We start from the raw sequence: 21,565 nt of genomic DNA, 5'->3' as shown, positions 1-21,565 counted from the left end.
CAATGCAACCGATGCGTCGATTAGATCTGTCTGCGGTAGAGCGCGCTCTGCGCGAGGTGCAGGGCCGTTTTGCCGAGCTGAGCCAACACTTCACCGAACCGCGGGACCCGTTCACCGACGAGGTGCTGCTGAATGTGGTTGAAGGCTACGCGCTGATTGACGACTATGTCGCTCGCGGAATAGACCTGTTCGACCTGCAACAGCTGAACCTGATGCTGGAAATCAATGCCACGGTGCTGTGTGGCCGGGATCCGGCCCGGCGCGTGGAGTTCGCGGCGCACCTGGCGGCGACCGAAGCGCATTTTTTCAACAATGTGGAAGGTGGCATCAAGGACTTGCATAACTGGTATTGCGCCTACCGCAGCGATTCGATCTGGAAGCGGGCAGCCGGTGTGTACGTGCGTATCCTCAGCAAGCCACAGCTGTTCATCGAAGGTAACAACCGCACCGGCTCGCTCATCGTCAGTTACCTGCTGATGCGTGCCGGGCTGCCGCCATTCGTGCTGTCGCTGGACAACGCCGAGGGCTACTTCAACCCGTCCTCGGTCATACGTAATTCCGCCAAACACGGTGTCAAGGCCTTGTACGAACTGCCCAAGATCAAGAAAAAGTACGCCGCGTTCCTCGAAGCCAAGTCGCCTGCGCCCGGCAAGTTCTTCCTGGGCGCCACCGCGGTGCCTGTTTGCGCGGGGGGGCGCTGATGCAACCGTTCACCCTGATAGAGCGCGGGCGGCAGGCCATCGAGCGCAAGCTCAAGCGTGGCCAGGTGCGCATTTCGTTCGATATCGACGACACCCTGGCCTGCCAGCCTGAGCACGCGGCTGCCGAGCACAGCAGGTTGCCGGGCTTCGTCCACCGCTGGCTCGGTGAGCCCCTGCGCAGCGGTACCCGCGAGCTGATTCGCGACCTGCGCCGCCAGGGCTGCAGCATCTGGATCTATACCTCGTCCGGGCGCACCCCAGCGTACATCCGCCGCTGGTTGCTGCTGTACGGCATTCATGTCGACGGGGTGGTCAACAGTGACCGCCACCAGCACATACTGGCGCGGAATGGGCTGGCGCATTCCCCGTCCAAACTGCCTTCGGCGTTCGATATCGACCTGCATGTGGATGACTCCGAAGGCGTGCGGCTGGAAGGCGTGGATCATGGTTTCCGCGTTGTGGTGGTGTGCCCGCAGGACCAGCACTGGGCGCAGAAGGTCAAGGCCGCAGCGGTGGACGTGCAGGCCCGCCTGGCCCGGCAGCAGCCACACCGCTACGAGATGCCCGCGTGCCCGCGTTCGCAGGCACTGGCTTCCTGAACCGTCGTGTAATTGGGGCTGCCTTGCAGCCCATCGCCGGCAGGCCAGCCCCACAGGGACCGCATCAGGGCTGACAGGTGTTTGTCAGAAGATATGCAGCGCCTGTGAGATGCTGCGGCTACCCTTGCCAGAAACCATAGAATCTCCCACAGGGACCCCAGGCCCCGGTTCATTCATGCGTATTGATACCCGCCTGCCACGCCTGCCTACACCCTAAGTCTTGCCACCCCGACCCCAGCAGGTCCCAAGACCAAATCACCGCGCCACACCCTCCGCCCCAAAGCACCCGCCAACCCACGCCAAAGCAGCGTTCCGGGTGGCCTGTCGGCTTCTGATAATCGCCTCCGACACCCTGTCCCCCGTTTGGAGCGCGCCATGCACAACAACAAAAAGCACCTGCCGCCTCGTTTTCTCGCTGCTGCCTTCGCCAGTGTTTCCGCCTTGGGCCTGAGCGGTGCCGCCGAGGCCGAGATCATGCTGTACGACAAGGACCAGACGACATTCTCTACCGATGGCTACATCAACGCCTTCTATGTCAACAGCAAGGTCGACCGCGAGGGCGAGCAGTTCGACCGGCGCCAGTCGCGGGTGAAGATGGGCTTTTTGCCCAACTACATCGGTTTCAACATGGGCAAGCAGGTAGACGACCTGAAACTCGGCGCGCGGGCGTCGTTCTGGGTCACCATCAACGACAGCGAAACCAACGGCACCGATACCGCCATCGACGTGCGCCAGTTCTACGGCACGGTGGCCAACCCTGAGTGGGGAGAAGTGCTGATCGGCAAGGACTTTGGCCTGTTCGCGCGCTCCAACATCCTGTTGGACGAGCTGCTGGCCGGTTATGGCCAGGTCAGTGACACGCTGGGCCTGGTGGATGGCGGCGGGGTGTCGTTCGGCAACATCGGCAGCGGTTACCCCTATCCATTCCCCACCTCGCAGATCACCTACCGCACGCCGGTGATGGACGGCCTGCGCGTGGCGGTGGGCATCATGGACCCTGTGGATACCAACGACAGCAGCCCGACCGGCAAGGCCTACCAGGAAAACCCACGCACCGAGAGCGAAATCACCTACCAGTTCGACCTGGCGGGGGCGCAGATCTACAGCTGGGTCAACGGTAGCTACCAGACCTCGGACAACACCGACTCGACGGTCCAGTCCGTCACCTCCAAGGGGGTCGGCTATGGGGTGCAGGCGAAGCTGGGCGGCTGGTCATTGACCGGCTCTGGGTTCCAGGCCAAGGGCATCAACCCGTTCTTCACCAATAACGCGGGCGAGCCGGTGTTGCGTAATGTGGACAGCGACGGCTACCTGTTACAGGGCTCCTACAAGTTCGGCAAAAACCGCGTGGCGCTGTCGTATGGCAAGACCAAGGACGATGGCAACGGTGCGGTGGGCAGCGGTGCCGACTACACGACCCGTGGGGTGGCGTTGTTCCATGACGTCAACGACAACCTCAAGCTGGTGGCCGAGTACAACCAGTTCTCCATCGATGGGCATGAGGGCAGTGCGCAGAACGAAGACACCGATACCTTGGCTGTGGGCGCGGTGCTGACCTGGTAAGCACGGGGCGGCAAGGCAGGCGCAGGTGAAGCTGGCACTTACACCCTTGGAACCGCCCACCCGCTACCCAAGTAGCATTCGCCCCACGTACCCGGCTTCGTACACTGCACCTTCAGCCGCCCTGCGCCGGAGACTTTGATGCAACAGGCCCTCAACGACGGTGTGCTCAGCGCCATGTCCCAGGCCACCGATGCCCGGTTGGCCGCCCAGGACCTGGCGCGACAGCTCCTGCACCCCCACCTGGGCCTGGTGCTTTTTTTCTGTTCTGCCGAATACAACCTCCAGGAGTTGGCCCAGGCATTGGAACAGGGGTTTGGCGGCATCCGCCTGGTGGGGTGCACCAGTGCCGGCGAAATCACCCCGCAGGGGTACGGCCGCAACTGCGTGACCGCGCTGGGCTTCGATCACCGGCACTTTTCCATTGCCACCGGGCTGATCGACGAAATGGAGCACTTCAGCCTCATCGATGCGCAACAGATGGTCGAGCGCCTGGTCGGCACCTGCCGCAGCAATTCGTTGGCGCCGATCAAGGGCCACAGCTTTGCCCTGACCCTGCTCGACGGGCTGTCCAGCCGGGAGGAGATGGTCCTCGCTGCCCTCAGCGCGGCGTTGGGGGACATCCCGCACTTCGGCGGTTCGGCCGGCGACGACAACTACCTCAACCGCACGCATGTCTACCACGGCGGCGCCTTCCACAGCGGCGCAGCGGTGGTGGTGCTGGTCAACACCTGGCTCGACTTCGAAGTGTTCACCACCCATCACATCCAGCCGCGCCAGGAAAAACTGGTGGTCACTGGCGCCGACAGCGGCCAGCGCCGGGTATTCGAGCTGAATGCCGAACCCGCTGCCGAGGAATATGCCCGGCTCATCGGTGTGCCGGTGGCGGCGCTCGATTACCGGGTGTTCGCCGCGCACCCGTTGGCCGTGCGCATTCACGACCAGTACTACATGCGCGCCGTCCAGCGTGTGCACGATGACTTGAGCCTGAGTTTCTACTGTGCCGTGGAGAACGGCATCGTGCTCACGGCCATGACCCCAGGGCCGTTGCTGCCGAACCTGCATGAGCTGTTCGACGGCCTGCACCAGCGCCTGGGCCCGCTGTTGTTGACCATTGGTTGCGACTGCTTCCTGCGGCGTCTGGAACTGGAGGGGCAACACAGCCTGGAACTGGTGGGGGCGTTTCTGCGCGAGCAACGGGTGATCGGGTTCAACACCTACGGAGAACAGTTCAATGGCATGCATATCAACCAGACCTTCACCGGCGTCGCCATTGCCCGCAACCGGCCTCCTGTCGGTCGCTGACCTGCAGGCCGAGCTGGCCCGGCTGCAGCAGCAGAACCACAAGCTGCAGCGCATCAATGGTGCGCTGATCGAACGTGTCGAGTCCGGGGTCACCCGCGGCAACGACCCGTACGCGGCGTTTCAGCATTCGGTGGTGCTGGCCGAGCAGGTGCGCGAGCGCACCGATGCGCTGAGCCAGGCCATGGCCGAGCTGAAGGCGGTGAACCACCTGCTCAGCGAGGCCCGGCAGCGGGCCGAGACCGCGCACCAGCACCAGATTCGCCTGATTACCGACAACGTTCCGGCGTTGATCGCCTACCTCAATGCCGACCTGGTCTATGAATTCACCAACAAGGTGTACGAGGAATGGTACTGCTGGCCGCGTGGCGTGATGCTGGGGCAAAGCCTGCGCGAGGCCCACAGCGAACAGCATTACCAACGCCTCGAGGCCTATGTGACGCGGGCGTTGGCGGGCGAGAGCGTGACCTTCGAGTTTGCCGAAACCAACGTCAAGGGCCAGGAGCGCTACATGCTGCGCTCCTATGTCCCCAACCGCCTGGCCAGCGGCGAGGTGGTGGGTATTTTCGTGTTGATCCGCGATATCACCGAGCGGCGCAATACCGCGCAGGCATTGCACCAGGCCTATCAGCATCTGGAGCAGCGAGTGCGTGAGCGCACGGCGGAGCTGACCAGCCTCAACGACCAGTTGCTGCGGGAAATCGAAGAGCGCAGCCAGGCGCAAGCGCGGCTGCGCGAAGCCAAGCGCGAGGCCGAACAGGCCAACCTGTCGAAAACCAAGTTTCTGGCTGCGGTCAGCCATGATTTGCTGCAACCGCTGAATGCGGCGCGGCTGTTCACCAGCGCGTTGCTGGAAAGCCGCGAACCGCAGCACAGTGCCCAGTTGGTCCGCAATGTCAGCAACTCGCTGGAGGATGTGGAGAGCCTGCTGGGCACCCTGGTCGACATTTCCAAGCTTGATGCGGGCGTGATCAAGGCCGATATCGCGCCTTTCGCGCTCAGCGAGCTGCTGGACAACCTGGCGGCCGAATATGCCCAGGTCGCGCGTAGCGAGGGCCTGGCCCTGCATTTTGTAGGGTGTTCGGCGGTGGTGCGCAGTGATATCCAGCTGTTGGCGCGCATTCTGCGCAACCTGCTCAGCAATGCCATCCGCTACACCCGCAGCGGGCGGGTGGTGCTGGGTTGCCGGCGCCTGCGTGGCGGCCTGCGGATCGAGGTGTGGGACAGCGGCATCGGCATCGCCGAAGAACACCTGGAGGAAATGTTCCAGGAGTTCCGGCGCGGTGATGTGCAGCGCCCCGAGCAGGATCGCGGGCTGGGCCTGGGCCTGGCGATCGTGGAGAAGATCGCCGGTATCCTGGGCCATCGCATCCGCGTGCGGTCATGGCTGGGCAAGGGATCGGTGTTTGCCGTCGAGGTCCCGTTGAGCACCGTTGCGCCCAAGGCGCAGCCGAGCCAGCCTGTGTGCGAGCCGATGTTCGAACGCCTGCGTGGGGCGCAAGTCTGGGTGCTGGACAACGATGCGGCCATTTGTGCCGGCATGCGCACGCTACTCGAAGGCTGGGGGTGCAAGGTGATCACCGCGCTGTCGGAGGAAGACCTGGCGCGCCAGGTGGACAATTACCACGCCGAGGCCAACCTGCTGATTGCCGACTACCACCTGGACAATGACTGCAACGGCCTTGACGCGGTGGCGCGCATCAATGCCCGCCGTACCCAGCCGCTACCGGCGCTGATGATCACGGCCAACTACAGCAACGACCTCAAGCAGCAGATCCGTGAGCTGGGCCATACCCTGATGCACAAGCCGGTGCGGCCGTTGAAATTGAAAACTGCAATGAGCCATTTGCTGGGCACTCAAGGCTAGGGCCGGGTGTGCTATGGGGGCTGCAACGCGGCCCCCATGAAGCTGGAGACGGTCAGCGCCGCAGGTAGTCGGCGAAGTCGATATCGCCCGCACTGAGAATGGCCTGCACGCGGTTGTGCACATTGAGCTTGCGCAAGATCGCCGACACATGCGCCTTGACCGTGGTCTCGGCGATATCCAGGGTGTAGGCGATCTGCTTGTTCGATTCCCCCTTGGTCATGCGTTCCAGTACCAGCAACTGCTTGCGGGTCAAGGCCTGGAGCATTTCCGGCGGGAAGCTCGGCGCATCGTTCTGGCGCCGGCCGGTGCTGCTTTTCTGCGCGCGGATGATGTCGGGCGGCAGGTAGACATTACCGTTGAGGATCTGCTCGATCGCCTCGATCATCTGTGCGCGCGGCGAGGACTTGGTGATGAAACCCACCGCGCCATAGGTGATGGCCTGCAGCACGATCTGTTTCTCCTGTTCGGCCGACACGATCACCACCGGCGTGGTCGGTGCTTCGTTGCGCAGGGTGATCAGGCCGTTGAGGCCGTGCATGCCGGGCATGTTCAGGTCGAGCAGGATCAGGTCGAGGTCGTCATGCGCCTGGGTCAGCGCCAGGGCGCTGTCCAGGTCGGCGGTTTCCATGACCTCGCTGCCTTGGAACCCATCGCTGATGACGTTGTGGATGGCTTCGCGAAACAGGGGGTGATCGTCGGCAATCAGAATTTTGTACATGGCCTTTTCACCTTGTTTTTATTGGATGGAGCAGGGCACGCAGTGGCAGTTGAACAGATCAGGGCAAAGGCACCGGTTGCGCCGGCTGCAGCGGCAGGTTGGCCTGCTGCCACGCGTCAACGCCGTCGCGGTACCAGTACAGGTTGTGATAACCCAGGGCTTTAGCGCGTTTTACCGCGTTCCAGCTCAGCCAGCAATCGGCGCGGCAGTAGAACACCACAGGCTGGTCGGTGTGCCCGGCGGTGGCGCTTTGCAGGTTGTGCGCGAAGTACGCCTGCCAGGCCGGGCTCAGCTCGCCATCGCCGGTGTTGGCCAGCCACAGGCTGCCGGGGAGGTTGGCGTGCGGCTCGTCTTCGATGAAGCGGCCCTGCAGCCACTGGCGGCGGTACACGTCGATCAGTACCGGCCGCGGCTGCTGGCTGAGCAGGCGTTGCAATGTGGCGGTGTCTACCACCTGGGCGCCGTCGACCTGGGCCGGGGTCGGGCTGCGGTAAAGGGTGATGCGGTAACCGTCGGCAGAGAACAGCGGCGCCGTGTCGGCCTGGGCGGTGCCCAGCGTCAGGCTCAGTGAAAGTGCCGCCAGCAAGGGGCGTGGCAGCCGGGGCAGGGCACGTGGCATGGGGTTCTTCCTTTTTGTTATGAACCCATTACATGCCAGTAGCGGTGCTTTGTGAATGCGACGATAGACAGTAAACGCAGTACTAAAGTAGTAGGTGACTTAGCGCCGCCCGTAAGCCTGGGCCGCGCCAGGCCACAGGATCATCGTGGCTTGCGCAACGCTGCGTGCTGGGGGTTGAAGGTGGCGATCGCCAGCAGCGTGAACAGCACCGTCAAGCCCAGGCACACCGCCAGCGCCAACAGGTTCAGGCGCTGGTACAAGGCAAACCGCACCAGCTCCACGGCATGGGTGAACGGGTTTACCGCGCACAGCCAGTACAGCCACTCGCTGGCTTCGCGCATCTTCCACAGCGGGTACAGCGCCGAAGACAGGAAAAACAGCGGGAAAATCACGAAATTCATCACCCCGGCAAAGTTCTCCAGCTGGCGGATGGCGTTCGACAGCAGCAGCCCCAGGGCACTGAGCATGAACGCCACCAGCAGCAGCGCCGGCAGTGCCAGCAGCAACCCCACCGCCGGCGGTTGCACACCGTACACCCAGGCAATGGCGAGGAACGCGTACTCCTGCAGTAGGGAAATGAGCGAGGTCGCCAGCAACTTGCTGGCCAACAGGAACGGCCGCGGCAGGGGGCTGGTCAGCAGCACGCGCATGCTGCCCATTTCCCGGTCATAGACCATCGACAACGACCCTTGCATGCCGTTGAACAGCAGGATCATGCAGGCCAGCCCCGGGATGATGTACACCTCGTAGGGGATGTAGGTGTCGTACGGCTCGATGATGGCAATGCCCAGCGCTGCCCGAAAACCGGCAGCGAACACCAGCAACCACAGCAACGGGCGCACCAGGGCACTGAGCAGGCGCGTGCGCTGCAATACGAAGCGCAGCCATTCGCGCAGCATGATGCCGTTGAAGCACTGCCAGTAGGCGTTCATCGGGTGTGGGCTCCTGAAGGCTGCCGGGTCAGGTGGGCAAAGGCATGGTCCAGGTCGCCGCCGTGCTGCAAGCTCAGGGCATCGGCGGTACCGCTGGCCACCAGGCGCCCTTGATGGAGAATCAGCAGGTCGTCGCTAGGCTGCACTTCGTCCAGCAGGTGGGTGGTCCACAGCACACTCAACTGCTGCTGGCGGCACAGCTGCCGCACGTGCTGGTTGAGCGCCAGGCGGCTGGCCGGGTCGAGGCCGACGCTGGCCTCGTCGAGCAGCAGCAGGCGTGGCTCGTGCAGCAGCGCACGGGCGATTTCTACCCGCCGGCGGTGGCCGATATTCAGCTCGCGCACGCTGTCGTGGCGGCGCTCGCCCAGGCCCTGGCGCGCCAGCTCGGCCTCTACCCGCTGGTTGCCCTGGCGCCGTGACAGGCCATGCAGCGCGGCGTGGTAGCGCAGGTTCTGCTCCACGCTCAGGTCCAGGTCCAGGGTGCTCTGCTGGAACACCACGCCCATCTGCCGCAGCGCCGGGCGCGGGGTGTCGCGCAACGAGCAGCCGCACACCCGGATATCGCCGTGCTGCAGGTCGTAGAGGCGGGTCAGCAGGGCGATCAGGGTCGACTTGCCGGCGCCATTGGGGCCCAGCAACGCGGCAAAACGGCCCGGTGCCAGGCTGAAACCGACCTGCCGCAGCGCCTCGCGCTGGCCGTAGGCGAAGCTCACATCGGCCACCTCGAGGGCGTTCATGGGGTGACCACCACGCCCCAAGGGTAGCGCCCGACTTTCACCGATTTGAGCACCTTGAGGTTCTGCGTATCGATTACCGATACATCGCCGCTGACCCCGTTGGTGGCCAGCAAGCGGCGCTGGTCGGGGGAGAACGCCAACTGCCAGACCCGCCGCCCGACCAGCAGGTAATCGAGCACCTCGTAGGTCTTGGCATCGATCACCGCCACATGGTTGGCCGGGCCCAGGGCGACGAAGGCATACTTGCCGTCCGCGCTGAGCTTGATGCCCACCGGCTGGACCTTGTCCGGGTGCACGCCCTTGATCTGGAAGTTCAGGGTTTTCAGCACCTGGCGCGTGGCAACGTCAAGGACGGTCACTGTGCCGCCGATTTCCGCCGAGGCCCACAGCCTGGAACCGTCCTGGCTGAATTCGACGAAGCGCGGGCGCTGGTCGACCAGGGTGCTGTCGGCCAGGGTCTGGGTGCTGGTGTCGATCCAGTGCAACATGTTGGTGGTTTCGCTGGTATTGACCGCCCATTTGCCATCGGGGCTGACGGCCATGCCTTCAGGCTCGATACCGACATCGATCTGCCCCAGTACCTGGTCGGTCACGGTGTCGATCACGGTCACCAGCGCATCGTCTTCGTTGGAAACGTACAGCCAGCGGTCGTTGGGGTGCAGGGCGAACTGCTCGGGGTCCTTGCCGGAGGGCAGTTCCTTGATGATCTTGCGGGTGGCCACGTCCATCACCTGTACCCGGTCGGAATCGCTGGCGCAGATGTACAGCAGCTTGTTGTCATGCGACAGCAGCAGCCCACGAGGGCGTTGGCCGACCGCAAGGGTTTCGGTGACCTCCAGGGTCTGCAGGTCGATCAGGCTGAGGCTGTTGTCCTTCTCGTTGGACACCCAGGCAGTGGCGGCCAGCGCATGCCCGCAGGCCAGCGCCAGGGCGCCCGTCAGCAGGCTGGGATAGAGCAGGGCGCGGGAAAGCAGGGGGCGGCGCATGGCGTATTCCTTATTGTTGTGGTTGTCGGCTCAGGGGTACGTGCAGGTCACTTCGGGCTTGTCGTAGCCCAGGCTGTCCATTTCGTTGAAGGGGTGCAGGAAGCCGTCTTGTGGTGAGGTGCTGACCAGTGCGCGAGGCTGTACCAGCGCAATCGGTTGGCGCAGCTCGCCGTTCCAGGGCCGGTAGCTGAGCTTGCGGCCCTTGAAACCGTCCAGGGGCAGTTGCTCGCTGAGCAGCAGCTGTTGCAGCGCCCGTGGGTCGGCCTGGCGCAGTTTGCTGACCGCGCTGGCAATGCTGCGCACGGCCATCCAGGCGGCGAAATCACGGTCGTTCATCCAGCGCCCGGCCTGGGCCTCGAAACGTTTTTGCAGTTGCGCCGCGCCGAAGGTTTCCACGGTCTTGTGCCAACCGGTGGGGGTCAACCCCTGGGTGCCCGCCACTGGCCGCGGGTACCAGGTCTGGTAGGGCAGGTATTCGCCAAAGTCACCGCGTTCGTCGGCCACCAGCACCACGTCGTATTCGGCGGTTTGCGTGAACAGCGGCATGTCGGCCTGGGCGCTGCGGCGCTGGTCGTTGTCGAAGGTCCAGGCTTTTTCCGCGACCAGCTGCACGCCGAAGCGTTTCGCCGAGCGGCGCAGGGCGGCGGCGTAGGCCTGGTCATCTGCGGTCTGGCCGACCACCAGCAGCGCGCGTTGCCATTTGCGCAGCACCAGGAACTGCACCAGCGCATCGGCGAGCATTGCCCGGCCCGGCAGGCTGTGCAGCACGTTAGCCAGGCACTGGCTACTGCGCAGGCTGTCGTCGGGGCTGCCGGCATTGAACAGCAGGCTGTCGGGCAGCGCCGCGGCCAACGCGCGCAGGCTGGTGGCCGGGGCGTTGACCACGAACAGGCGCAGGCCTTGGTCGTGTTGTGCTTGGGCCGCCTGCAACAGCGCCTCGGGGCTGTCCACGCTAGCGCTGGTCAGCTGGAACTGTTGCTTGAGAAAACGGCCGGTGCTGTTGCTGTCGACGATCGCCAGCTCGGCGCCCTGCAGGCCAGCGTCGGCCGGTTCGGGGATGATATTGGACAGCAGCGGGCCCGGGTCGGGCCGGTAGCCCAAATAGCCGATGCCCACGTGCAGTAGGGCGTCGGCCTGGCCCGCAGCGGCCGACGCATGGGGCGCGGACAACACGGCGATCAGGGCCAGCAGGCAGAACAAGGCAAGGTGGGCAGGCTGGCGCATGACACACTCCACGGCAGATGGCGCCAGCATAGGAACCCCGCCGGGCGCGGGAAATATGCAGAAAGTAGCGCTCGGCCGGTACCAAGGTAGTAATTTCCCGCGCCACCTACGGTTTTACGATGGGCCTCGGCACCCCTGAAGAGAGCTCCCATGCGCCTGTTCAACTTGTCTGCGCTGTGGCGCATCAACCTTTGGGTCACCGGCTGCTTCGCCCTGGTGACGGTGGCCTGTGCCGGGGTGCTGCTGCACCAGGCTGTGGCCGACGTGGAGCGTGAGCTGCAGTCTGCCGAAGCCGTGGTGACCTACCTTGCCGACACTGCCGAGCGTGACCCGGCCAGTTTGCAGCCGGGCCTGACCCAGAACCTGCGCCATGTGCGGGTGCATTGGCTGGCAGCTGGCGATGCCGCCCTGTTGCCGGGGGATGCCGGTGTGGATGCCTGGCTGGGCCGCCAGCTGTTCGGTCAACACCACCCAGGTGGCCGTTTACTGACACTGAGCGATGGTCGGCGGGTGCTGATTGCCGTGGATGCCCGCGATGAAATCGACGAAGTCTGGGAGTCGCTGGTGCAATTGCTGAGCTTGTGCGGCCTGGCGCTGGTATTGAGCCTGGTGACCATCCGTTGGGCGGTCGGGCGGGCCATGGGGCTGCTGGCTGAATTGCTGGGGGCGCTGCGGCAGGTGTCGGCGGGGCACCTGGCCGTGCGTTTGCGCGAGGCCAACCTGCCGGAGGCACGCCAGTTGGCTGCGCACTTCAACGCGATGGTGGCGAACCTGGAGCAGGCCCGGGCCGACAATGCGCAACTGACCCAGGCCCTGCTGGCGGTGCAGGAGCAGGAGCGTACCCGGCTGGCGCAGGCCCTGCACGATGATCTTGGGCAGTACCTGGCCGGTATCCGCGCCCAGGGCTGCCTGCTGCGCATGGCAGCCGACCAGCCCGCTGTGGTCAAGCAGACCACACAGCAACTGGAACTCAATTGCGAACATTTGCAGCAAGGGTTTCGTGCCCTGGTACAAGACCTGTATCCGGTGGCGCTGCAACACATGCCGCTGGCGCAGGCCATTGGCCTGCTGGTGAGCCAGTGGCAGGCCAGGCAGGGCATCGATTGCCGGCTGCGGGTTGGCGAGCATTTGCCAGACTTGCCCGCGCCGAGCAGGACGCACTTGTACCGGCTGCTGCAGGAGGCGTTGACCAATGTCGCCCGGCATGCCGGCGCCAGCCAGGTGCGGGTGCGCCTGCAGCGCAGCGCCAAGGGGTTGCGCTTGTTCGTGCGCGACAACGGGTGCGGCGCGCGCCAACCGCGCCGGCCTGGGGTTGGCCTGCACTCGATGGCCGAACGCGCGCGCAGCCTGGGGGGGGAATTACGCATTTTCAGCCGCCCGGGTGGCGGTTGGGCGTTGGCGCTGAACATCCCCAAGGAGGTGTGATGAATATCGTACTGGTCGACGACCATGCTGTGGTCCGCCAAGGCTATGCCAGCCTGCTGCGAGCGGTAATGCCAGACATCCAGGTGCGCGAAGCGGCCAGTGGCGAAGAGGCGCTGGCCCTGGTGCACGAGCAGGTGCCCAACCTGGTGGTCATGGACTTCGGCCTGCCGGGCATCAGCGGCCTGGAAGCCACCCGCCGGCTGCGTCAGCGCCTGCCCCAGCTGCGAGTGCTGTTCTTCAGCATGCACGACGAGTTGCCCCTGGTGCGGCAGGCGCTGGAGGCCGGGGCGTCGGGCTACCTGACCAAGAATTCGGCGCCCGAGGTGCTGATCGAGGCGGTGCAGCGTGTGTTGGCCGGGCATGCCTACATTGAACAGCCGCTGGCCACGCAATTGGCCTGCACCACCCCGCACAATGAAAGCGACCCGCGCCTGCAGCGCATGACCCAGCGCGAGCTGGAGATTTTCGTCATGCTTGCCAAGGGCACCCCGGCGCGGCTGATTGCCGAGCAACTGTGCATCAGTGGCAAGACCGTGTCCAACCATTTGACCTTGCTCAAGAGCAAGCTGCAGGTCAGCTCGCATGCCGAGCTGGTGCACCTGGGGATTGACCTGGGGCTGGTGCGGGTAGCGGGGTAGGCCTTGTGTCGCGATGGGCTGCCTGTAGGAGCGGCCTTGTGTCGCGATGGGCTGCAAAGCAGCCCCAGGGTTTCAGCATGGTGCACAAATTGCCGGGGCTGCTTTGCAGCCCATCGCGACACAAGGCCGCTCCTACAGGCAGGCGCAATCAGTCATTTGTCCCAGGTTTCGGGGCAGCCTGTGCATCCCTCCATGTTGGCCTCCTGGAAATTCCCGTAATGCTGCCGTGCCCCGCGCAGGTCGGCGCGCGCCAGGTTGCTTTGGCCGAACTTGGCCTCCTGCAGGTTGGCGTCGGTCAGCCTGGCCTCCTGCAGGTCGGCCTTGCTGAGCCAGGCCATTTCGAGGTCCGCAGCCTGCAGGTTGGCTTTGTGCAACTTGGCCCCGGACAACCGGGCGAACTGCAGATAGGCCGCGCTGAGGTCGGCGTTCTCGAACTGCGCGCCTTGGGCGAACAGGCCCCAGCCCTGAATGGCCACCAGGTGGCTATTGCTCAGGTCGGCCAGGCGCAGGTTGCTCTGCTGCAGGCTGGCGCGGGTCAGGTTGGCGCCTTGCAGGCGGGCTTTTTCCAGGTTGGCCAGGTCCAGTTGGGCGTGGCGCAGGTCGGCGTCGCGCAAGTCGGCGCCGGCCAGGTTCATCTTGCGCAGGTCCTGGTTGGCCAGGTTGGCGCCGCGCAGGTTGGCACCCGGGCACTGGCTGGCTTCGGCGATGACGCAGCCGTTGATGGTCAGTGGGGCATCGTCGCCAGCGTCTTCGGCATGTGCGGCCAGGGCAGGCGAGAGCGCCAACAGCAGGGCAATGGGCAGGTAGTTCATGGCGAATGGCTCTCGTGGGTGTAAGCACCAGGTGAAGGGGCCGCAACGCGGCCCCGGGTATACGCCACCTCAGGCGATCACCGCTGGGCGGTCTTGTTGTCCCAGCTCGGGATCTTGAACACCCAGAACGAGCCACCCTGGGCAACGGGCTTGGTCAGTTCGGCCATGTCGCCACCCCACAGCGGCACCGCACCGCCGTAGCCGACCGTCACGCCGATGTACTGCTCGCCATCCTGCTCCCAGGTGATGGGCGGGGACACGATGCCGCTGCCGGTCTGGAACTTCCACAGCTCCTTGCCCGTCTTGGCGTCGAAGGCCTTGAAGAAACCATCGCCGGTGCCGGTGAACACCAGGTTGCCCTTGGTTGCCAGCACGCCTGCCCACAGTGGCAGGTGCTCTTTGTGTTCCCACACCAGTTTGCCGGTGGTCGGATCCATCGCACGCAAAGTGCCGACGTGGTCGTCGTACATGCGCTTGATGCGGAAGCCCATGCCGAGGTAGGCCGAGCCTTTCTTGTAGTTCACTTCCTCGGTCCAGTATTCCTCCTTCCACTGGTTGCCGGGGATGTAGAACAGGCCGGTGTCCTGGCTGTAGGCCATGGGGTTCCAGTTCTTGCCGCCGAGGAATGGCGGTGAAACCTCGACTGGCTTGCCTTTGGTTTCACCCGGCAGCGGCTTGGCCGGGCGCTGGCCGGGGTTTTCCACCGGGCGCCCGGTCTTCAGGTCGATATGGCTGGCCCAGGTGATGTTGTCGACGAAGGGGAAGGCGTTCTGCAACTTGCCATTGTTGCGGTCGACCACATAGAAGAAGCCGTTGCGGTCGGCGTGGCCGGTGGCCTTGACCACCTTGCCGTCCTTGCCTTTGTAGTCGAACAGCACCAGTTCGTTGTTGCCGGAGAAGTCCCAGGCGTCGTTGGGGGTGTGCTGGTAGAACCACTTGACCTCGCCGGTGCTCGGGTCTACACCGACCTGGCCGGAGGTATACAGGCTGTCGTAGTCGTGCGGGTTGCCGTCTTTCGAGGTACGCGCCCAGGTGTTCCAAGGCCCCGGGTTGCCCGCCCCGACGATGATGGTATTGGTTTCCGGATCGAAGCTGGCGCTTTGCCAAGGGGCGCCGCCACCATGGCTCCAGGCTTCGACCTTGCCGGTTTCGGTGGTGGGGTCGTCTGGCCAGGACGGTGCCTTGACGTCGCCGGTCGGGGTGCTGTCCTTGCCATTCAGGCGGCCCATGTGGCCCTCGACGAAAGGCCGCATCCACACTTCTTCCCCGGTGTCCGGGTCGCGTGCGAACAATTGCCCGACCACGCCGAATTCATCCCCCGAGCTGCCGTGGATCAGCAGGACCTTGCCAGTGGTCTTGTCCTTGATCAGCACCGGCGCGCCGGTCATGGTGTAGCCGGCACTGTGGTCGCCGAACTTCTTGTTCCAGACCACCTTGCCGGTGTGTTTGTCCAGGGCCACGACCCGCGCGTCGAGGGTGCCGAAGTAGATCTTGTCGCCGTAGATGGCGGCGCCCCGGTTGACCACGTCGCAGCAGGGGCGAATGTTGTCGGGCAGGCGGTGGTTATAGGTCCACAGGCGTTTGCCGGTCTTGGCATCGAGGGCAAATACCCGTGAGTACGACCCTGTCACATAGACCACACCGTCGCTGACGATGGCCTGCGATTCCTGGCCGCGCTGCTTCTCGTCGCCGAACGAGTAGGACCACGCCGGGGTGAGCTTGAACACGTTCTTGTCGTTGACCTGGGCCAACGGGCTCCAGCGCTGGGCATTGGTGCCCATGCCGTACTGCAGCACGTCGTTGGTGGTGAGGTGGTCGTTGGCGATGTCTTCCCAGGTGACGTTCTTGGTGGCAGTTGCCGCAGGGGGGGTGGCCGCTGTTGCCACGCTGCCCAAGGCCAGGCTACCGGCCATCAGCAGCACGCGCACGCTCAAGGCCAGCGGGGAAAGGGCGGGTAGCGATCTTATTGTCATGGTTGCAGTTCCCAGTGGAGGTTTTGGCCTGCACAGGGTGGGCCGCCGGGGCGCTCGCCGGATACGGAAAAAATCCCGCCATTGCCGGGAAGAGTTCCCGGTCGGCACCTCATTTGGCCGTTCGCCACAAGCCCTACTACCAAGGGAGTAAGGCGCGACCACCAAAGCAGCATTCGGCCGTATGCCGGGTGTTTTTAAGATGGCGACACGGCCTCTGTGGTTGAGGCTTTGCGTGCAATGGTGAGGGCATAACAATGACAACAAAACGCAATGTGTGGCTTGCTGCAGGCTTGTTGGCCGGCGCGGTAATGACCGGTACGGCCTGGGCCCATGGCAATGTAGTCCCACAGGCGGTAGAGACCAAGGGGCTGACCCCGGTCAAGGACGCTGGGGTTAGCCTGGACGCAGACGGCTGGGCGGCGGTCAACCCTTACCGTAGCTCGCCGGAACACGACAAGGCAGTCGAGATCGGCGCCTCGGCCTATAACCAGAACTGCGCGGCCTGCCATGGCCTGGAAGCCAAGTCTGGCGGCATTGCCCCGGACCTGCGGCTGCTCGATGTCGGCGACGCCGGCGATGAATGGTTCGTCGAGCGTGTGCGCCATGGCGCGGTGCGCGACGGCCGCGTGTACATGCCGAAAATGGCCGACTACCTGAGCCAGGAGGCCTTGTGGGCGGTGCGCACATACCTGGACAGCGTGCACGTCGAGGAGTAACGGCCATGCGCCTGATGGCGGTGCTGTTCGGTGCCCTGTTGCTGTGCTGTGCGGCGGCCCAGGCGCAAGTGCGCAACTACGACACGATCATCGCCGCCGGGGAGCTCAAGGTAGCGGTGTACAAGGACTTTGCGCCTTACAGTTTCCAGGACCACGGCCAGCCGCGGGGCGTGGATGTGGACCTGGCGCAGGCACTGGCCGAGGCGATGGGCGTGCGCCTGAAACTGATCTGGGCGCCGCCTGGGGAAAAGCTCGACGACGACCTGCGGGACTACATCTGGCGCGGCAGCCCGCTGCGCCATCAGCAATTGGCAGACCTGATGCTGCGGGTGCCCTACGACCACGATTATGCGCAGAGGCGCAACGAGCTGGGCGAGTTGGAAAACGCCCAGGTGGTGATGTTCGGCCCGTATCAGCAAGAACGTTGGCAGGTGGCCTATGACCGCCGCCGGTTGCCTTCGGTGGCCAGTGTCGCGGTATTCCAGCAGCACCCGATTGGGGTAGAGGTCGACAGCGTGCCGTCGTTCTACCTGACCTCGGTGTTCAACGGCATGCTCAGCGCCAAGACCCACCATTACCCCGGCGTGCAGCAAGCCTTCGCCGCCATGCAGGCCGGTGAGGTAGACGCGGTGATGGCCATGCGCGGCGAGGTCGACTGGCAACTGCATGAGGCCGCGAACCCACAGCTGGCGTTGGCGGAAAATGCGTACCCCAACCTGGGCAAGCAGGCCTGGGACATCGGCATGGCCGTGCATGAAAGCAACCGGCAGTTGGCCTATGCGGTCGAGGAGGCGCTAGAGGTGTTGATACGGGAGGGGCGCATGCAGGCGATCTATGCCCAGTACGGCCTGCGTTACCAGGTGCCGGAAATGTACCAGTAGCCTGGGCTCGGCAGCCCGGTAAATGGGAGCGGATCATGAACCTCAAAGCAACCTTGCTGCTGGCCTGCTGGCTACCTTGGGCAAGCCAGGCCCTGGCCAGCGAGCCGCGTGCCAGCCAGGACCCGGTGCCCTCGGTGATGTGGGACTTCTACCACAAGCAACTGCTCGACCAGGCAGCGTTCGTCTTCGATGAGCGGGTCAAGCTGCTGGCTCCCCCTTTTGCCGAGGACGCACGCCAGGTGCCGTTGGAAATCGATGCCCGCGCGTTCACTGGCGAGGTGGTGCGCATCATTGCCTGGGCCGAACTCAACCCGCTGCCGCGCATTGTCGACTTCCAGCCCGGCGAACGGGTACTGCCGTGGTTATCGCTGCGTATCCGTATCGAGCAGGCCACACCACTTCGCGCGGCGGTGCTCACGCGCGACGGCCTGTGGCACGTGGGCTCGACCCTGATCGATGCTGCCGGCGGTGGTTGTACCGCCCCCAGCGTGGTGCGCACCCAGCCCGGCTGGGAAGAGCACCTCGGCGAGGTGCTGGGGGGCCGCTACCCGCGTGGCGACAGCAGCCGCCTGCGCCTGCAGGTGGCGCACCCGATGGACAACGGCCTGGTCAGTGGCATTCCCGAGTTCTACCTCAACCATGCCGAGTTGCAAGGCGCCGATGGCCAGCGCCTGGCCAGCCTGACGCTGTACCCGGCGGTCAGCGAGAACCCGAACCTGAGTTTCGATATCCAGGGCCCCGGGCCGACCCGGCTGTTGTTGCAGGACAACAGCGGTAACCAGTTCGAGGCGGCAGTGCCTTGAGCGCGGTCGCCATCCACCCCTGAACCGAGGCGCCTGCCATGCGTTGGATCCTGCTGTTGCTGTTGTGCCTGGGCCTTCCGGCCCAGGCCAACCTGGATTACCGGCTCGCCCCCCGGCAGATTGCCGAGGGTACCTGGCTGCTGGAGGGCAGTACCGACAATTTCGCCAAGGCCAATGGCGGCAACGTGGTCAACACGGCCTTCATCGTGACCGACGAGGGGGTGGTGGTGATCGACAGCGGGCCGTCCAGACGCTATGGCGAGGCCTTGCGCCAGGCGATTGCCACGGTGACCGACAAGCCGGTGCTGGAAGTGCTGCTGACCCATCATCACCCGGACCATGTGTTGGGCAACCAGGCGTTCACCGACGTGCCCATCGGCGCCCTGGCCGGCACCGCAGCGTTGCTGCGCGAGCAAGGCGATGCCATGGCGGAAAACATGTACCGCCTGGTTGGTGACTGGATGGGAGGCACCGAGGTGGTGCTGCCGACCCGAGTCGTGGAGCCGGGTGTGCGCGAGGTGGGCGGGCACCGCCTGCGCCTGCTCGGGCTACGCGGGCATACCGGTGCGGACCTGGCGATCCTCGATGAAACGACCGGGGTGCTGTTTGCCGGCGACCTGCTGTTTTATCAGCGTGCCCTGACCACCCCCAACAGCCCGGGCCTCGATGTATGGCTGCACGACCTCGACACCTTGCAGGCGCTGCCCTGGAAGCAGCTGGTAGCCGGCCACGGGCCGCTGGCCAGTGATGCGCAACCCTTTGTGCAGATGCGCGACTACCTCACCTGGCTGCACAACCTGCTGCGCGACGGCGCCGCCCGTGGCGACGATATGGCCGAAATGATCCGCAGCCCGATACCCGAGCGCTTTGCTGGCCTGAGCCTGACGCGTTACGAACTTATTCGCAGTGTCAGCCACCTATACCCGCGGTACGAACGCCAGCAACTTCGGCGGGTAGATAGTACGTCGCCGATATAAATCTCAGCGTTTGTTAAGAATGTTGCTAACCTCATTACCCTTCCTGAATTCTTACAGATATTTCCCATAAAAATATATGTCTGTGCGCATTCAAGTTGAATGTCACTGCGGCGTGACAAAAATCATTTTGTCGCGCGCACAATTTTATTGACATGAGTTTTTTGGTGGTGGAGCATCTTTACGTGCCGAGCCATCGAGAGTGATGATCGAATATGCGCCATGCAAGCTTCCTGATATTTGCATTATGTGCACTATGGGGTTCCTTCCGCTAAACCGTATATGTGGTTTTCTCGTGTGGGTCAGAATACATTTCAAGCATTAGTTAATAACTAAATTCCTGCAAGGTGGAAAGTCAATTCGGGATATTTCTGGATAATTGCCCTCATGATCATAAGGTGTTGCCGCAGAACTTATGCATGGTCGATCCTTGATAATCATCAATCGGGTGGCAGTCCGTTACGATCAGTGTTAGAACAGCTAATATCCGTGTGCGCAAGAAAGCGCCGTTAGCACCCAAGCAATGGACTGAGAGGATAGAGAGTTATGTGTTTGTTACATCGAGTCATTGCCAGTCGTGCCAGAGTTTTTCCTAATAAATCAGCGATTGTTTTAGATGGTGTCGCGACCTCTTATAAAACCTTTCAGCAACAGGTGAGTTACACCGCATCTGTATTGCGTAATCTACGAGTTACTCCGGGCAGCAGAGTGGGGCTGTATTCATCTGTGTCGGTCGAACTGATTGCTGCTTATCTTGGGGTGCTCGAAGTTGGGGCTGTTACAGCAGCGGTTCATCACACGTTGAGTCGCATTAAGTTGATTCATCAGCTCAAGCACTCAGGCGCTCGGGTGCTGATCACTGACTGCACCGAGGATCTTCCAGGTCTGATGGAGGCGGTTGGACTGGAATGGATACTGCTTACATGCCCATGCACCTCCCTACCGCACCGAGTGATTCAGCTGTCGGATGCCACTTCGGTAAGGCTTGAGCTGCCAAACCCGGATATTTCGGGAACATGTGAAGATCCCGAATGGCCTACTTCAATATTCTATACATCCGGGTCATCCAACAATCCGAAAGGCGTGCTAGTCAACCATCGAATCATGATAGACGTTACACGTCGAGTGACCGCTTACCTAGCCAATACCGCCAACGATCGTATCCTAAGTTACTCGACCCTGGCATCTGATTACGGTGTCTATAATATAATGATGCCACTTTATATCGGCGGTACTGCCGTGATTGAAAGTCAGCCTGCTACTACTGCAGAAGATGTTGTGGCAGTGGTAGAGCGCGAAGGGGTGACCGCCATGCATGTGTTTCCCCCAATATTTTCGTTGCTTGCCCACAGTAGTCCAGATTGGGAAGCACGAGTTCGAAGTCTAAGATACATTTCGAGCAGTGGTCAGTCTCTGTATGCTCGACATATTCAGCAGTTTCGGAAAGCATTTCCACAAGTTCTAATTTTTTCCAGCTACGGGCTAACCGAATGCAAACGCGTCAGCTACCTCCCCCCCGAAGAAATTGACCGGCGCCCGGCATCTGTGGGCAAACCCTTGCCCGGCGTGAATGTTTATCTAGTTGATGAGGGCGGTCGAGCCATCGACTATCCCGGAAAAGTCGGCGAACTCTTGGTTGCCAGTAGCTACCTTATGCTCGAGTACTGGAATATGCCGGAAGCTAACGCCGTGAGTATCGTACGCGATGCATTCGGCCACTCACGACTGTTCCGCACGGGCGACTTATTCAAGCAAGATGCCCAAGGCTACTTGTATTACGTGGCACGCAAGGATGATGTATTCGCACGCAGTGCCTGGAAGGTAAATCCGCGGGAAATCGAACAGTGCCTAGCGACGCATCATGCGGTTGCAGAGGTATTGGTTGTGCCAGTTGAGGATGAATTGGCCGGGCACGTTCCGCGGGCTTATGTTGTGCTCGAGTCTGGCAAGGCGCAGACCAGCGAGCAAGATCTTATCGAACACTGTAAAGCTTCATTAGACTGGCACATGGTACCGGCTAACTGCGTGTTCGCTGATGCTTTGCCAAAAACCCACTCGGGTAAGTTGAGTACTAAAGTTCTGATCTGACAGATGGAGT

Annotated in this window: 20 protein-coding genes; 12 read left to right on the top strand and 8 right to left on the bottom strand. The window is 63.1% G+C overall.

Features of this window, described 5'->3' with window-relative positions; all coding sequences use genetic code 11:
* The first annotated feature begins 2 nt into the window (after positions 1–2).
* The 5 genes from K4A76_RS12670 (at position 3) to K4A76_RS12650 (ending at position 6,029) form a co-directional block, all read left to right on the top strand.
* Positions 3–701, top strand: coding sequence for a hypothetical protein (locus tag K4A76_RS12670; RefSeq protein ID WP_274410382.1), 699 nt, complete (start codon positions 3–5; stop codon positions 699–701).
* Positions 701–1,300: an HAD family hydrolase gene (locus tag K4A76_RS12665; protein WP_054913061.1), complete on the top strand. Its 600-nt coding sequence runs from the start codon at positions 701–703 to the stop codon at positions 1,298–1,300. The genes K4A76_RS12670 and K4A76_RS12665 overlap by 1 nt, the downstream gene beginning before the upstream one ends.
* 375 nt (positions 1,301–1,675) lie before the next feature.
* Entirely contained in the window at positions 1,676–2,863 is a 1,188-nt protein-coding gene (locus K4A76_RS12660; RefSeq protein WP_274410381.1) for a porin, read from the top strand.
* Positions 2,864–3,001: 138 nt separating this feature from the next.
* Positions 3,002–4,165 carry a nitric oxide-sensing protein NosP gene (nosP, locus tag K4A76_RS12655; RefSeq protein ID WP_009681767.1) on the top strand — a complete coding sequence of 388 codons (1,164 nt, stop codon included), beginning with the start codon at positions 3,002–3,004 and terminating at the stop codon, positions 4,163–4,165.
* Positions 4,134–6,029 (top strand): PAS domain-containing hybrid sensor histidine kinase/response regulator, encoded by a 1,896-nt coding sequence (locus K4A76_RS12650; protein WP_274410380.1) that lies wholly within the window; start codon positions 4,134–4,136, stop codon positions 6,027–6,029. The genes nosP and K4A76_RS12650 overlap by 32 nt, the downstream gene beginning before the upstream one ends.
* Positions 6,030–6,081: 52 nt before the next feature.
* Here the strand turns inward: K4A76_RS12650 and K4A76_RS12645 are convergent, their stop codons facing one another.
* The 6 genes from K4A76_RS12645 to K4A76_RS12620 form a co-directional block, all read right to left on the bottom strand.
* Complete coding sequence (locus tag K4A76_RS12645; RefSeq protein ID WP_009681769.1) at positions 6,082–6,747, bottom strand: response regulator transcription factor; 666 nt, start codon at positions 6,745–6,747, stop codon at positions 6,082–6,084.
* 58 nt (positions 6,748–6,805) lie between these two features.
* Positions 6,806–7,366 carry a PQQ-dependent catabolism-associated CXXCW motif protein gene (locus K4A76_RS12640; protein WP_274410379.1) on the bottom strand — a complete coding sequence of 187 codons (561 nt, stop codon included), beginning with the start codon at positions 7,364–7,366 and terminating at the stop codon, positions 6,806–6,808.
* A 140-nt stretch (positions 7,367–7,506) separates the two neighbouring features.
* Entirely contained in the window at positions 7,507–8,298 is a 792-nt protein-coding gene (locus K4A76_RS12635) for an ABC transporter permease (RefSeq protein WP_274410378.1), read from the bottom strand.
* Positions 8,295–9,035, bottom strand: a complete 741-nt coding sequence (locus K4A76_RS12630; protein ID WP_182389276.1) for an ABC transporter ATP-binding protein — start codon at positions 9,033–9,035, stop codon at positions 8,295–8,297. The genes K4A76_RS12635 and K4A76_RS12630 overlap by 4 nt, the downstream gene beginning before the upstream one ends.
* Positions 9,032–10,021: a YVTN family beta-propeller repeat protein gene (locus K4A76_RS12625; RefSeq protein ID WP_054913006.1), complete on the bottom strand. Its 990-nt coding sequence runs from the start codon at positions 10,019–10,021 to the stop codon at positions 9,032–9,034. The genes K4A76_RS12630 and K4A76_RS12625 overlap by 4 nt, the downstream gene beginning before the upstream one ends.
* A gap of 30 nt (positions 10,022–10,051) precedes the next feature.
* A complete protein-coding gene (locus K4A76_RS12620) occupies positions 10,052–11,245 on the bottom strand; it encodes an ABC transporter substrate-binding protein (RefSeq protein ID WP_274410377.1) in 1,194 nt (397 codons plus the stop codon).
* A gap of 150 nt (positions 11,246–11,395) precedes the next feature.
* On the opposite strand from K4A76_RS12620, the gene K4A76_RS12615 reads away from it, so the two are divergent.
* Positions 11,396–12,670 (top strand): sensor histidine kinase, encoded by a 1,275-nt coding sequence (locus K4A76_RS12615; RefSeq protein ID WP_110679310.1) that lies wholly within the window; start codon positions 11,396–11,398, stop codon positions 12,668–12,670.
* Positions 12,670–13,308 (top strand): response regulator, encoded by a 639-nt coding sequence (locus K4A76_RS12610; RefSeq protein ID WP_274410376.1) that lies wholly within the window; start codon positions 12,670–12,672, stop codon positions 13,306–13,308. Before K4A76_RS12615 ends, K4A76_RS12610 begins: the two co-directional genes overlap by 1 nt.
* 152 nt (positions 13,309–13,460) lie before the next feature.
* On the opposite strand, the gene K4A76_RS12605 is transcribed toward K4A76_RS12610, so the two are convergent.
* Together K4A76_RS12605 and exaA are read right to left on the bottom strand one after the other, a co-directional pair.
* Positions 13,461–14,120: a pentapeptide repeat-containing protein gene (locus K4A76_RS12605; protein WP_054913002.1), complete on the bottom strand. Its 660-nt coding sequence runs from the start codon at positions 14,118–14,120 to the stop codon at positions 13,461–13,463.
* Positions 14,121–14,197: 77 nt separating this feature from the next.
* Positions 14,198–16,093 carry a quinoprotein ethanol dehydrogenase gene (gene exaA / locus K4A76_RS12600; RefSeq protein ID WP_110679308.1) on the bottom strand — a complete coding sequence of 632 codons (1,896 nt, stop codon included), beginning with the start codon at positions 16,091–16,093 and terminating at the stop codon, positions 14,198–14,200.
* Between the two features lie 254 nt (positions 16,094–16,347).
* Between exaA and pedF the strand changes: the two genes are divergently transcribed.
* From pedF to K4A76_RS12575, 5 genes are all read left to right on the top strand, one after another.
* A complete protein-coding gene (pedF, locus tag K4A76_RS12595; RefSeq protein WP_274410375.1) occupies positions 16,348–16,809 on the top strand; it encodes a cytochrome c-550 PedF in 462 nt (153 codons plus the stop codon).
* 5 nt (positions 16,810–16,814) lie between these two features.
* Positions 16,815–17,690 (top strand): substrate-binding periplasmic protein, encoded by an 876-nt coding sequence (locus tag K4A76_RS12590; RefSeq protein WP_274410374.1) that lies wholly within the window; start codon positions 16,815–16,817, stop codon positions 17,688–17,690.
* A 35-nt stretch (positions 17,691–17,725) separates the two neighbouring features.
* Entirely contained in the window at positions 17,726–18,493 is a 768-nt protein-coding gene (locus K4A76_RS12585) for a quinoprotein dehydrogenase-associated SoxYZ-like carrier (RefSeq protein ID WP_054913001.1), read from the top strand.
* 38 nt (positions 18,494–18,531) lie between these two features.
* On the top strand, positions 18,532–19,470 hold the full coding sequence (locus tag K4A76_RS12580; protein ID WP_274410373.1) for a quinoprotein relay system zinc metallohydrolase 1: 939 nt from the start codon (positions 18,532–18,534) through the stop codon (positions 19,468–19,470).
* A gap of 543 nt (positions 19,471–20,013) precedes the next feature.
* Positions 20,014–21,555 carry a class I adenylate-forming enzyme family protein gene (locus K4A76_RS12575; protein ID WP_274410372.1) on the top strand — a complete coding sequence of 514 codons (1,542 nt, stop codon included), beginning with the start codon at positions 20,014–20,016 and terminating at the stop codon, positions 21,553–21,555.
* Positions 21,556–21,565 lie beyond the last annotated feature (10 nt).

It is taken from the genome of Pseudomonas sp. NEEL19, assembly GCF_028751975.1.
Classification (GTDB): domain Bacteria; phylum Pseudomonadota; class Gammaproteobacteria; order Pseudomonadales; family Pseudomonadaceae; genus Aquipseudomonas; species Aquipseudomonas juntendi.
This window is presented reverse-complemented; position numbering and strand designations above follow the sequence as displayed.

Bases quoted from the DNA above. Each gene is read 5' to 3' on its own strand.
- K4A76_RS12670 (WP_274410382.1), top strand. From the start codon at position 3: ATGCAACCGATGCGTCGATTAGATCTGTCTGCGGTAGAGCGCGCTCTG.
- K4A76_RS12665 (WP_054913061.1), top strand. From the start codon at position 701: ATGCAACCGTTCACCCTGATAGAGCGCGGGCGGCAGGCCATCGAGCGC.
- K4A76_RS12660 (WP_274410381.1), top strand. From the start codon at position 1,676: ATGCACAACAACAAAAAGCACCTGCCGCCTCGTTTTCTCGCTGCTGCC.
- nosP (WP_009681767.1), top strand. From the start codon at position 3,002: ATGCAACAGGCCCTCAACGACGGTGTGCTCAGCGCCATGTCCCAGGCC.
- K4A76_RS12645 (WP_009681769.1), bottom strand. From the start codon at position 6,747: ATGTACAAAATTCTGATTGCCGACGATCACCCCCTGTTTCGCGAAGCC.
- K4A76_RS12640 (WP_274410379.1), bottom strand. From the start codon at position 7,366: ATGCCACGTGCCCTGCCCCGGCTGCCACGCCCCTTGCTGGCGGCACTT.
- K4A76_RS12635 (WP_274410378.1), bottom strand. From the start codon at position 8,298: ATGAACGCCTACTGGCAGTGCTTCAACGGCATCATGCTGCGCGAATGG.
- K4A76_RS12630 (WP_182389276.1), bottom strand. From the start codon at position 9,035: ATGAACGCCCTCGAGGTGGCCGATGTGAGCTTCGCCTACGGCCAGCGC.
- K4A76_RS12625 (WP_054913006.1), bottom strand. From the start codon at position 10,021: ATGCGCCGCCCCCTGCTTTCCCGCGCCCTGCTCTATCCCAGCCTGCTG.
- K4A76_RS12620 (WP_274410377.1), bottom strand. From the start codon at position 11,245: ATGCGCCAGCCTGCCCACCTTGCCTTGTTCTGCCTGCTGGCCCTGATC.
- K4A76_RS12615 (WP_110679310.1), top strand. From the start codon at position 11,396: ATGCGCCTGTTCAACTTGTCTGCGCTGTGGCGCATCAACCTTTGGGTC.
- K4A76_RS12610 (WP_274410376.1), top strand. From the start codon at position 12,670: ATGAATATCGTACTGGTCGACGACCATGCTGTGGTCCGCCAAGGCTAT.
- K4A76_RS12605 (WP_054913002.1), bottom strand. From the start codon at position 14,120: ATGAACTACCTGCCCATTGCCCTGCTGTTGGCGCTCTCGCCTGCCCTG.
- exaA (WP_110679308.1), bottom strand. From the start codon at position 16,093: ATGACAATAAGATCGCTACCCGCCCTTTCCCCGCTGGCCTTGAGCGTG.
- pedF (WP_274410375.1), top strand. From the start codon at position 16,348: ATGACAACAAAACGCAATGTGTGGCTTGCTGCAGGCTTGTTGGCCGGC.
- K4A76_RS12590 (WP_274410374.1), top strand. From the start codon at position 16,815: ATGCGCCTGATGGCGGTGCTGTTCGGTGCCCTGTTGCTGTGCTGTGCG.
- K4A76_RS12585 (WP_054913001.1), top strand. From the start codon at position 17,726: ATGAACCTCAAAGCAACCTTGCTGCTGGCCTGCTGGCTACCTTGGGCA.
- K4A76_RS12580 (WP_274410373.1), top strand. From the start codon at position 18,532: ATGCGTTGGATCCTGCTGTTGCTGTTGTGCCTGGGCCTTCCGGCCCAG.
- K4A76_RS12575 (WP_274410372.1), top strand. From the start codon at position 20,014: ATGTGTTTGTTACATCGAGTCATTGCCAGTCGTGCCAGAGTTTTTCCT.